The sequence below is a fragment of the Anaerobiospirillum thomasii genome, assembly GCF_900445255.1.
GTDB classification, from domain to species: Bacteria; Pseudomonadota; Gammaproteobacteria; order Enterobacterales; family Succinivibrionaceae; genus Anaerobiospirillum_A; species Anaerobiospirillum_A thomasii.
The window spans coordinates 1,274,948-1,286,293 of sequence record NZ_UAPU01000005.1; the positions used below are offsets into that span (position 1 = coordinate 1,274,948).

Annotated in this window: 9 protein-coding genes and 2 tRNA genes; 5 read left to right on the plus strand and 6 right to left on the minus strand. The window is 38.5% G+C overall.

Translation table 11 applies throughout. The features are described 5' to 3' along the window. Nucleotides 1-4 precede the first annotated feature (4 nt). Nucleotides 5-1,103 (minus strand): peptide chain release factor 2 gene (gene prfB, locus DRZ93_RS05600; protein WP_218564255.1). Its coding sequence is split into 2 segments (ribosomal slippage): nt 5-1,027 and nt 1,029-1,103, totalling 1,098 coding nucleotides; the frame shifts between segments, so codons are not numbered across the junction. Between the two features lie 142 nt (nt 1,104-1,245). Here prfB and nadC point away from each other — a divergent pair. Further along, entirely contained in the window at nt 1,246-2,091 is an 846-nt protein-coding gene (nadC, locus tag DRZ93_RS05605; RefSeq protein ID WP_113743043.1) for a carboxylating nicotinate-nucleotide diphosphorylase, read from the plus strand. 104 nt (nt 2,092-2,195) lie between these two features. Here nadC and alr read toward each other — a convergent pair whose 3' ends face one another. The 4 genes from alr to DRZ93_RS05625 all read right to left on the minus strand — a co-directional run bounded on the left by alr (nt 2,196) and on the right by DRZ93_RS05625 (nt 5,007). After that, nucleotides 2,196-3,275: an alanine racemase gene (gene alr / locus DRZ93_RS05610; protein ID WP_113746049.1), complete on the minus strand. Its 1,080-nt coding sequence runs from the start codon at nt 3,273-3,275 to the stop codon at nt 2,196-2,198. Nucleotides 3,276-3,284: 9 nt separating this feature from the next. Then, complete coding sequence (dnaB, locus tag DRZ93_RS05615; RefSeq protein ID WP_113743045.1) at nt 3,285-4,736, minus strand: replicative DNA helicase; 1,452 nt, start codon at nt 4,734-4,736, stop codon at nt 3,285-3,287. A 100-nt stretch (nt 4,737-4,836) separates the two neighbouring features. Continuing rightward, nucleotides 4,837-4,913: transfer RNA gene (locus DRZ93_RS05620), tRNA-Arg, on the minus strand. 17 nt (nt 4,914-4,930) lie between these two features. Further along, nucleotides 4,931-5,007, minus strand: a tRNA-Arg gene (locus DRZ93_RS05625). 283 nt (nt 5,008-5,290) lie between these two features. On the opposite strand from DRZ93_RS05625, the gene rfbA reads away from it, so the two are divergent. The 4 genes from rfbA (at nt 5,291) to DRZ93_RS05645 (ending at nt 9,545) form a co-directional block, all read left to right on the plus strand. Further along, nucleotides 5,291-6,169, plus strand: a complete 879-nt coding sequence (rfbA, locus tag DRZ93_RS05630; RefSeq protein WP_113746050.1) for a glucose-1-phosphate thymidylyltransferase RfbA — start codon at nt 5,291-5,293, stop codon at nt 6,167-6,169. A 5-nt stretch (nt 6,170-6,174) separates the two neighbouring features. Next, complete coding sequence (locus tag DRZ93_RS05635) at nt 6,175-6,780, plus strand: hypothetical protein (protein ID WP_113746051.1); 606 nt, start codon at nt 6,175-6,177, stop codon at nt 6,778-6,780. A gap of 18 nt (nt 6,781-6,798) precedes the next feature. Continuing rightward, nucleotides 6,799-7,332, plus strand: coding sequence for a dTDP-4-dehydrorhamnose 3,5-epimerase (gene rfbC, locus DRZ93_RS05640; protein ID WP_113746052.1), 534 nt, complete (start codon nt 6,799-6,801; stop codon nt 7,330-7,332). 458 nt (nt 7,333-7,790) lie between these two features. After that, nucleotides 7,791-9,545 (plus strand): IS1634 family transposase, encoded by a 1,755-nt coding sequence (locus DRZ93_RS05645; RefSeq protein ID WP_113746053.1) that lies wholly within the window; start codon nt 7,791-7,793, stop codon nt 9,543-9,545. Nucleotides 9,546-9,997: 452 nt separating this feature from the next. On the opposite strand, the gene DRZ93_RS05650 is transcribed toward DRZ93_RS05645, so the two are convergent. Next, a complete protein-coding gene (locus DRZ93_RS05650) occupies nt 9,998-11,227 on the minus strand; it encodes a WaaS/CpsH family glycosyltransferase (protein ID WP_113746054.1) in 1,230 nt (409 codons plus the stop codon). Nucleotides 11,228-11,346: the final 119 nt, after the last annotated feature.

Here is an 11,346-nt window from a genome sequence, read left to right on the forward strand (position 1 = left end):
AAGCTTAAAGTCCTGACTTTAAGCTTGCTTCAATAAACTGATCCAAATCGCCGTTCAATACTCTTTGAGTATCGCGGCATTCAACGCCTGTACGCAGATCCTTGATTCTTGCATCATCAAGCACATAAGAACGGATCTGACTGCCCCATCCTATATCTGATTTGCTATCCTCAAGAGCCTGTTTCTCTGCCATCTGCTTTCTAAGTTCAAGCTCATAGAGCTTGGCTCTTAACTGCTTCATAGCCTGATCTCTGTTTTGAAACTGAGATCTTTCATTCTGACAGCTGACCACAATACCTGTAGGTTTATGGGTCAGACGTACAGCAGATTCGGTTTTGTTAACGTGCTGACCGCCTGCACCTGATGCTCTGAACACATCAGTCTCAATATCAGCAGGATTGATTTCAATCTTGATCTCATTGTCTATCTCAGGATAGGCAAAGGCCGAACAAAAAGATGTATGTCTTTTGTTGTTGGAATCAAAAGGAGATTTTCTAACCAGGCGGTGTACACCTGTTTCAGTTCTGAACCAGCCATAGGCATTGGCCCCTGAAAACTTTAAGGTACAGCCTTTAATGCCTGCCACATCTCCATCGGTTACAGATATGACAGTGCTTACAAAGCCATGGCGATCGGCAAATTTAAGATACATGCGCATCACCATTTCAGCCCAGTCCTGAGCCTCTGTACCACCTGATCCTGACTGAATATCAAGATAGCAGTCTGAATTATCATGCTCACCTGAGAACATACGCTCCATCTCAAGAGCATTGACAGTCTGCTCAAGTGCCTGGGCCTCCTGCTGTGCATCGGCTATGGCCTTTTCATCCTGCTCCTCGCAGGCTAGCTCATAGAGTGTGCTTACATCATCAAAGCCCTGATATAAGGCATTAAATCTGTCAATAATGGATTGCAAAGACTGTTTTTCTCTGCCCAGAGCCTGAGCCTGTTCCTGATTGTCCCAGAGATTTGGATCTTCTAAAAGCCCATTGACTTCTTCAAGGCGCTCCTTTTTGGCCTCAAAGTCAAAGATACCCCCTAAGCTCATCCGTTCTTGAGATTAAGCTTTCAAGAAGGTTTTGTAATGAAATAGAATCTGTCACTTTAAACCTTTAATATTTACGCGCAAATTTAATCAGCAGATTATAGCATTTATGTTATAAGCAAAAAATATGCTTTTATGTGTTTGAGCAAAATCAGTGGTAAAATAGATATCAAGCACTAATTTATTACATAGGAAATATTATGCTTACAGAAGATATAAAACTAAATGTGCAATGTGCTCTTGCAGAAGATCTTGGCGGCAGCGTTGACGCCTCTCTTGATGTAACAGCACAGCTCATCCCTGAAGGTACTGTCAATGAAGCTACAGTTATTACCAGAGAGTCTGGTATTTTCTGCGGCAAGGCCTGGGTTAATGAGGTCTATGCTCAGTTAGGCGGCAAGGTAGAGATTACCTGGTTTGTTGAGGATGGGGATGAGATAAAGCCATCACAGGAATTATTCCATGTCAAAGGTGATGCCAGAACCATGCTTACAGCCGAGAGAACCACACTTAATTTTGTACAGACACTCTCAGGCGTTGCCACTACTGTCAACGGCTATGTCAAAGCCATTGCCGGCACCTCATGCCGTCTGTTAGATACAAGAAAGACTGTACCTGGTCTGCGCACTGCTCTTAAATATGCCGTAAAATGTGGCGGCGGCCACAATCACCGTATTGGTCTTTTTGATATGTATCTTATAAAAGAAAACCATATCATGGCCTGCGGCGGTATTGACAAGGCTATTGCTAAGGCTCATGAGCTCAATCCTGGCAAGAAGGTTGAGGTTGAAGTTGAGTCTATAGATGAGTTAAAGCAGGCACTTGAGGCTAAAGCCGATATTATTATGCTTGATAACTTTGACTTTGACATGATGACAGAGGCTGTAGCCATCACCGATAAAAAAGCCCAGCTTGAAATCTCTGGCAATGTAACTATTGATACTATTGCCCGTTTTGCTCAGACCGGTGTTGATTTTATCTCTGTAGGTGCCCTGACCAAGCATGTAAGAGCCCTTGATTTATCCATGCGTTTTGTCAAGGACTAGGCTACAGAGCACAAAGGGCAGTCTTTGATTTAAAGAGCTACTGTTTTTTGCTTTTATGTTGACTAAAGGAGAGCTGCAGTTTTACTTACTGCAGCTTTTTACTGTCAGATACACTCTACATTGACGCGTGGCATGATATGGCAGACCAGCTCATATGGTATGGTGCCACATCTTGATGCCACCTTCTCAACGGGCAGACCGTCGCCCCAGAGTATGGCCTCATCACCAACCTTATCCTTTGAGTCAGGTCCCAAATCCACAAAGAGCATATCCATACAGACATGACCTGCAGTAGGCACCTCTCTGCCATTGATTAATACAGGTGTGCCATTTGGGGCATTGCGTGGATAGCCATCGCCATAACCTGTAGCTACAATACCTAGGACAGTATCGCGCTCGGCTCTCCAGGCGGCGCCATAGCCTACTCTATCCCCCTGTTTGACACGGCGCACTGCAATAAGACGACTTTTTAGTGTCATGACAGGCTCAAGATTATGATCATAGCCACACTTGTCGGCAAAAGGAGATATACCGTATAAAATAATGCCAGGACGTACCCAGTCGGTATGAGACTTGGGCCAGGAGAGAATACCTGCTGAATTGGCAAGACACAGATCGCCATCAAAGGAGGCAGCAATCTTGTGAAAGTACTCTATCTGCTCATTATTGTAATCCTCAAGGCCTGCAGTATCGGCAACAGACAGATGAGAGATAAGACCTAAAGGTTTGACTACATTTTTACAGGCATTGAGTCTTTGCTTTAACTCTTCAATTTCATCTTTGTTGGCGCCAAGACGATGCATGCCTATATTGATCTTAAAAAAGCAGCTTATAGGTTTATCAATTCTGGCATTTTCTATAGCCTCAACCTGCTCCTTGTCATGCACAGCTGTTGTCAGGTTGTAATTGGATATAAGCTCTACATCCTCATCTGCAAAAAAGCCCTCAAGCAGAATAATTGGCTTTTGTACTCCCTTGTTGCGCATAGATATAGCCTCATCTATGCGGGCTACAGCAAAGGCATCAACATGATCTACAAGTGTATTTGCCACAAGAAACAGACCGTGTCCATAGGCATTAGCCTTAACCACGGCTATAATTTTTGACTTTGGTACCAGCTTTTTAATGTGCTCTATATTATGTACTAAAGCTGAAGTATTGATAATGGCACTGACAGCATTCATGTAGGATCCTTATTGATAGTAGTTTTCTGAAAGAGGAGGCTCTTCCATAGAGGCTATTATATTATCTTTATCGTAAAAGGCGGTATAGGCTCCCTGAAACTGCAGCTCTATATCCTTAAGAGCACCATTTCTGTTTTTACTTACAATAAGTATGGCCTTGCTTTCATCGGCCTCTTCATCACTCTTATACACAGACTCACGATGCAGGAACATAATCATATCAGCATCCTGCTCCAAAGAACCAGACTCTCTTAAATCAGAGTTCATAGGTCTGTGATCCTTACGGCCTTCAACCTCACGGTTTAACTGTGACAGAGCAATTACAGGTACATCAAGATCTTTGGCCAGCATTTTTAATGATCGTGAAATCTCGCCCACCTCAAGAGCACGGTTTTCAGAGCGGGTCTGACCTTTCATCAGCTGAATATAGTCAATCATGATGCATGACAGGCCGCCATGCTCAAGAGCAAGTTTTCGGGCACGTGAGCGCACCTCAAGAGGGGTGATATCACCAGAGTCATCTATAAATAACTTGTTTTTCTTGTCATCACCCTCGCCATAGGTCAGCATGGAGACTTTGGAGATAATATCACGCCACTGATTAGATAGAACCTTGCCCTCCTGCAGATCTTTCATGCTGACGCGTCCAAAGGTTGAGAGCATACGCAATACAATCTGATGGGCCGGCATTTCAAGTGAAAATACTAAGGCAGGCTTGGTATTTTCAGGATTCATGGCAATATTTTCTATAATATTCATAGAAAATGAGGTTTTACCAATACCAGGACGGGCAGCTACAATATTAAGGCTTCCAGGCTGAAGCCCTGATGTAAGCTCGTCAAGCTCTCTAAAGCCTGTGGATATGCCTGTCATCTTGACACCAAGAGTCATATCCTTTTGTATTTTTTCTAAAAGAGATATGGCAATAGGTACGACTTCCTGCGGACCTGAGTCAGTGTGGGCATTTTCCTCTGATAATTTAAAGATAAGACCCTGTGCCTCATCAAAGATCTCATCTATGCCACGTCCCTCTGGCATATAGCCTATTTTGGCAATATGTTCTGCCACATCAATAAGGCGTCTGCGCTTGGCATTGTTTCTTATAATGGTGGCATATTCAACAGCAGCTGAGCTTGGACCTGTAATAGAGCATAATGAGGAAACATAGGCTCTGCCACCTACTTTATCGAGCAGACCCTCATTTTCTAAAAGAGCACACATTACGGTTGGATTAAAATCATCAGATGAAGTGGCTCTTTTTAAAATGGCATTATATATAAGTCTGTTTTTTTCAGAGGCAAAATCATCAACTGCAAGAGGTCCTATTTCACTGCCTATACGTGTGAGCAAAGTACCATCAAGAAGCAGTGATCCAAGAAGATTGCGCTCAGCTTCAAGATCTTTGGGTGGGTCTTTTTGCAGCTCGCCTGATGAATAATTCTTTGTTTTATATTCTGCCATTTGTACAAAACCTAAAAACAACCACACACTAACATAATATCAGTCTGTGTATTATATTGTATAAAGAAGCAGATGGATTCGAGTGCTGATTAAGACTCAGTGGCGCACCCGAAGAGATTCGAACTCCTGACCGACCGGTTCGTAGCCGGTTACTCTATCCAGCTGAGCTACGGGTGCGTAGACTGTAACTTAAGTGGCGCACCCGAAGAGATTCGAACTCCTGACCGACCGGTTCGTAGCCGGTTACTCTATCCAGCTGAGCTACGGGTGCATCGTAATGTTAGTTACATCACATTACAGATGCGACATTATACTACTAATTTGAACTATTTCAATATATTTCTTAAATAATTTTTAAGATTTTTTTAAATCATATTAAATATGCCTTGATTTTTAAAGAATTTTTTAAGATTATTTTATTTGCCAGCATTAGCAATTCTTGCTCTTTGTCAGCGAATATACTCAATATCTGCATGGTCTTTGATCTATGTACAAAGTCTTAATGTGTTAAATATGTTAAACTAATTGGATGTAAACCATTTTAGGGGATGTCTATGAAAAAAACTAAGGGCATAATTTTAGCAGGAGGTACAGGCTCACGCCTCTACCCTATGACACTATCTGTTAATAAGCAGCTTTTGCCAGTATATGACAAACCTATGATTTACTACCCTATTACCACTCTTATGTCTGGTGGAATTGTAGATATTCTTATTATATCTGGGCCAAAGGAGCTGCCTCTGTATCAAAGCCTTTTAGGAGATGGCTCTCAATGGGGAGTTCATTTTGAATATGCAGTGCAAGAAAGTCCAGATGGTCTTGCTCAGGCTTTAATTATTGCTGAGAATTTTTTAGATGGTTCGCCTAGCGCCATGATTCTTGGAGACAATCTTTTCTTTTCATCAAACCTGCACAAAAGGATGCAGGCAATAGATTTTACAAAAGCAGGTGCAACTGTTTTTGCCTACAGAGTTCAGGATCCTGAAAGATATGGGGTCGTAGAGTTTGATGCAGATGGTAAAGCTCTGTCAATTGAAGAAAAACCTAAAGATCCTAAATCTCAGTATGCTGTAACCGGTCTATATTTCTTTGATGAAAATGCACCCGCCTATGCCAAAACGCTTAAGCCTTCTGCAAGAGGCGAGCTTGAGATTACAGATCTTAATATGATCTATCTTAAAAAAGGAGTTTTAAATGTAGAGATTCTAAGTCGTGGTACAGCATGGCTTGATACCGGAACCCCAGAGTCGCTTCTTGATGCATCTGATTTTGTACGTATCATTGAAAGTCGTCAGGGCCTAAAGATTGGATGCCCTGAAGAGGTTGCATATAAATCTGGATTTATAAATAGAGACAAACTTATAAAGCTTGCCAAACCACTTTCAAAGAACAATTATGGTAAATATCTTCTTGATTTAGCCAATGTGGGATAAAGCTCATGGCAAAAACAATAAGATTAAAAACAAGCCTCTTTTTTTCAGCTTTGCTTCTGGTTTTAGCCTGCAAAAATAAAGAGCGTATATTTATTACAAGATCTACGCCGACAAGAGATATCATTGCCTACCACTATGACAGATGTAATGAAAAAGACCTTTTCATTACTTTTAATATAGATAGATATGCAAGAAAAGTTTTTAAGAAAAGACTCTTCTCTGTATTTTTTAAACTCCTGCACAACAGCAGCTTTAACAGGAAAAACAAAATATCTTTTATTTTATGTAATATAGAATCGCAGGCTACAGTTGATCTGATTAAATACCTTTATCCAAAGGCCACAATATATGGAAAATATGTTGATATCATGTCATGCTTTTTTAAGTCAAAAGCCGAGTTACTAAGTAATACGAGAGGCTGTTACGAAATAGACTCATATAGTAAAGATGACTGTCAGATATTTAATCTTAAATATATTCCTGATCTGGCTAACATTGACGAAGACACCCCTGAAGATTTTGCAAATTTTTTAGAATCTAGTGCAGTATATGATAAATCTGAGCTTATAAGTTTTCAGAGTCATTTATCTAAAGGCTATCTTCCTGAATAATTGAAGTAGGTTTTTTATATGATTATTACAAATTCACCTCTTTTAGATGTTTTAATTATTGAAAATAAAAAATTTGGTGATGACAGAGGCTGGTTCTCTGAGGTCTTTAGGCAGAATGAGTTTGAGATGGCTGCGGGAAAGCATAATTTTGTACAATATAATGAGTCCTTTTCGGGCCATGGCATTTTAAGAGGCATTCACTTTCAGAATCCAAATCCTCAGGGTAAGCTAGTACGTGTTGTAAGAGGTGAGGTTTTTGATGTAGCAGTAGATCTGCGCAAAAACTCTAAGACCTATGGACATTGGTTTGGCATAACTCTATCTGCTGAAAATGGCAAGCAACTGTGGATACCAGAAGGATTTGGCCATGGTTTTTATGTAACTGGGGAGTGTGCACATTTTATATATCAATGCACTAATTACTATGACCCTAAGTCAGAACATTGCATAAAGTATGATGATAAGGATCTCAATATTAAATGGCCACTGCAAGGCAAACAACCAATAGTTTCAGAAAAAGACTTAACTGGCATTTCTTTTTTAGATTATTGAAACTATGCACTGATATTCTGCATTATAGCCTTACTGAAATTCTATTTAAAAAATAGCTTGAATTCAAAGCTAATTGCCATATACCCTTCCTATCATTTTCAGACAGATGAAAGATGTGCAAAATATCTCTATCAAATCCTCCATTTGTTAGATGAATTTTCCGGGTTTTTAAAAGATTTTAATTTTGTATACGACAATAAATCCCTCTGCATATCTGCCGTCATTCTTATAGGTAGTCCTTTTTAAATATGAATCTTTGTAGCGCGATTACTTATAACCTAAATCTCAGTACTGTTGTTACATAATTATTTACATCTGTTCTAAAACAACCTATAACTCCTTATGTCTATCCTTAAATTTTTTTAATTTGATATTTTTATTATTTATATTGAATTTTATCTCATTAAGTTATATAAATTATAGATTAATTATTATATTGGAGGTACAAGGAACTCAGCATGTTATTTCTAGATCACACTGTTTCTGTGCCCTCCACTGGCATCACCAGAGTAAAAAGAAACCATTTTATTTATGTCAGTGAACTAATAGACAGCTGGAAAACCAGTGATGGCAGCCGTAACACCAATAGAAGAAGTAAAATCATCGGCCGTCTGGTCAGAGCTGAGCCTGAATGCAATGTCATGTACCCAAACGAGGCATACTATGAGCTTCATGGTCTTGAAAAGCCTGCTGTAAATTTTGCACAAATATCTAAACCAGGTCGTAAATGCGACACCGTATATGCTGAGGGAGCCGCCATTTTCCCAGGCTTTGCTCTGCTTGCCGCCTGCGCTTTAATTGACTGTCAGGCTACATCTATCCTTACACAGTGCTTTGGACAACAGTTAGCTGAGCAGATTATCTTTATGGCAACACACTATGCCTCAGGGCACACCTCTCTTGAGTGTCTTGACTTTCATGCCATGAAGCACAATGTCTATAAAAGCGCCCGTGGTCTTAATGCTAAAAATGCCAGAGAGCTTATAGCAAATGGCCTAAAGAGTGAGAATATCAAAGCCTTTTTTGATAAGTGGCTGCCAGCAGCAGGCGGTGATGATGCCATTGCCTATGATGTTACAGCCTTACCTACGCAGGCAAAAAACATAACAAATGCTCAAAGAGGTTATGCACACGGAGGTCCTGAGCTGCCACAGGTTAACTATGCTCTGATGTGTAACTGTAAAACAGGAATGCCTCTGTATTACTCATCTTACTATGGTTCTATAACTGATAAGAAAAACCTGCAGCACGTTATTGACAGTGCTATAGAGAGACACCTGCCTGGCAATCTGTCATTGATATTTGACAGAGGTTTTGCATCTAAGGCAAATATTGAGGAGCTTACACACAAGGGCATAAATTTTATAATGGGTGTCCCTGGCACATTTAAGGGTGCCATGGAGCTTCTTGATGCCTTTACACTTGGATACAATACTGACTTTGAAGATCTAGTTCTGCTCCAAAAGCTTGATGGGACAATATCTGAGCATGGTTGCCGCTCTAAAACAGTACCATTTGAATACTATGGCATAAAATTAAACCTGCACCTGTATGTCAACGAAGAGATCAACCACGATAAATCTATGGAGCTGAATCATCATATAGCCCACTGCCTTCAAATAGCTCGTCAAACCAATCAGTTACCTGAGGATGGGTATTTAAAAGACGCTCGTGACTGCATCATCAAAGAAGGCAAAGGCAAGAACATTACATTCAGGGTTGATAATGAAAAATACCGTGAAAAGAAAAGAAAATATGGAAGCTTTGCTCTGTTTTCAAGTGCCCAGTGCAACTATAACTCCCATGATGCACTAAGGCTATTTAGAAACCGAGAGATAGATGAGGAAATATTCAACTGTCTTAAAACAGATCTGCATCTCCTGCCTCTGCGCGTATGGAGCAATGATGCCATGCACGGCAAATTCTTTATTCTCTTTATCAGCGCCATTATCAGAAGACATATTTTACAAAAGACTGGTGACATTCTGAATATGAGCAGATCAAGCTTTAACCGCCTTGTGACAATACTTGAAAATGAGCCTGTTGAATTAACAGGAGATGGCAGGTTTGCTGATATGTCGGTTAAATCCAAGATTGTACAGTCAGTACTGTGTAGATTTATTGATGCAGACAAGGCAAGAGAGCTGGGCATCAAAGACTCTTTTGTACATAAGCCTAAAGCAAGATCCTGTGCTAAAAAGCTAAAAAAGTAGCGGATTAGTTATGAAACAACTATACTGAGATTTAGGTCGTAATTTCGCCATACTGTAGAATTTGTTTACCTACCTTTTAGCCTCAGACACGCTTTTAAATAAGGCAGGAATAGGCACACTATGAGAATGCTTTAAAGTGGCGAAGGTGGACTCCATGTGTGCGTTATAATTGATGTTACGCGGTTTGCTATAGGATGTAGTCGGACCTAAGGTATAGGCCATGGCCATCATATTCTACCCTTTCATAGGACCACCGTTATCTAAATGAAGTACCAGTGAGTCTCTGATGATAACGTCATCTGTAATATTTGCAGTGCTCAGATAGCATTTAATTGCGATCTTGTTGTTTTTAGTTCATTCTATTAACATGAAATATTATGCTATAACATATAAAAATACGTATAAAAATTACAGCTGATGCATGTATCAGATTATGTATAGATATATACTGATCAAGATTTATTTGAATCTATAAGCTTATTCTTAATGTAAACATCTATATTAAACTCATCTGTATCTTTGTATAATAACCTACTATTATGCTTCTTATCTAAGAATTCATCTACAACAGATATATCATCGCTAAATACACAGATCTTATCTATACTGTAAAAAGACTCATCTACGATATTTACCCTATTTGTAATTAGACTTTTATTCATCGAAAGAGCCTCTCCAATTCTATATGAGTATCCCTCTGTTGGATAAATCCTATATAAATCGATAATAATAGCTGATTTTAATATTTTATCGTAATAGTCAGAATAAGTTAAAAACTGAGAACACTTAAAGGCTTGATAACCGGCCATTGTATTAAATCTATCTATCTTTTCTAACTGATTTTTATCTACTTGATTACTAAACAAGAACTCTATTCTATATCCATGTTTATAAAGAATTTTTGCAATACCATATAGTTGGTCAAATCTATTTTGAGATGAACCAATAAAAACTACTGTATTTGAGTTATCTAGTTTAGAACTATTATTAAATGACACATAATTTGGTTGATATTTTAAATTATTACTTTTTGCCAAATCTTTATTATATGTCTCTATGCTTACATTAATTTTTTTTAACGATTTATTAAAAGTATCTAATTTACCAATATTTATTAAAACATCTTCTGACAGATCATCATAAAATCTATTTATAATGACAGACCTAGGGTATGATGCTCTCAACATTTTGAGAAAATTTAAGTCTGCACAATTACCGCATATAATTAATGGAGCGTATGAATGAGCATTTTTTAACTTAAATTTGAACAATATTTCATAAATATTAGAAATTAATTTCTGATAAAATTTATTCCTTTCCAGAGGTATAGTATAAATTCTAGACTTAATATCTGTTAGTGTTTGCAGATGATATCCAATAATGCTATTTAATAGTCTATTATGTGGTATATATATAACATCATAGTTTTCTTGCTCATTTATAAGCATCCTTATATCGTCTGCCCACGTATATTTTTTTCCTAAGAGCAGGATTAATAACGAAACAAATCTATACTTGTGTTTAAACGTTTTAGTTACTAAAATTTTTGTATTACTACGAAATATTTCTTTAACTATCTCACTTAGGGAATTACTTCTTACTATCTGTACTGATCCTGAACAGAATAATTCCACATTCTCCTCTTTATAATTTTTATCTTCTGTAACTAGTATTCTATTCATACTACAAACCTTTAAATATCAAAATGATAATTCTGTAGGCGTTGTTTTACTGATATCAATGTGCAATCACACTTTATCAAGTGCGTATATATGGTCTTGAGTTTTCTTAATTTTAACTC

Excerpts from the sequence above, each read along its gene's own strand:
- nadC (WP_113743043.1), top strand. The coding sequence starts at position 1,246 with ATGCTTACAGAAGATATAAAACTAAATGTGCAATGTGCTCTTGCAGAA.
- alr (WP_113746049.1), bottom strand. The coding sequence starts at position 3,275 with ATGAATGCTGTCAGTGCCATTATCAATACTTCAGCTTTAGTACATAAT.
- dnaB (WP_113743045.1), bottom strand. The coding sequence starts at position 4,736 with ATGGCAGAATATAAAACAAAGAATTATTCATCAGGCGAGCTGCAAAAA.
- rfbA (WP_113746050.1), top strand. The coding sequence starts at position 5,291 with ATGAAAAAAACTAAGGGCATAATTTTAGCAGGAGGTACAGGCTCACGC.
- DRZ93_RS05635 (WP_113746051.1), top strand. The coding sequence starts at position 6,175 with ATGGCAAAAACAATAAGATTAAAAACAAGCCTCTTTTTTTCAGCTTTG.
- rfbC (WP_113746052.1), top strand. The coding sequence starts at position 6,799 with ATGATTATTACAAATTCACCTCTTTTAGATGTTTTAATTATTGAAAAT.
- DRZ93_RS05645 (WP_113746053.1), top strand. The coding sequence starts at position 7,791 with ATGTTATTTCTAGATCACACTGTTTCTGTGCCCTCCACTGGCATCACC.
- DRZ93_RS05650 (WP_113746054.1), bottom strand. The coding sequence starts at position 11,227 with ATGAATAGAATACTAGTTACAGAAGATAAAAATTATAAAGAGGAGAAT.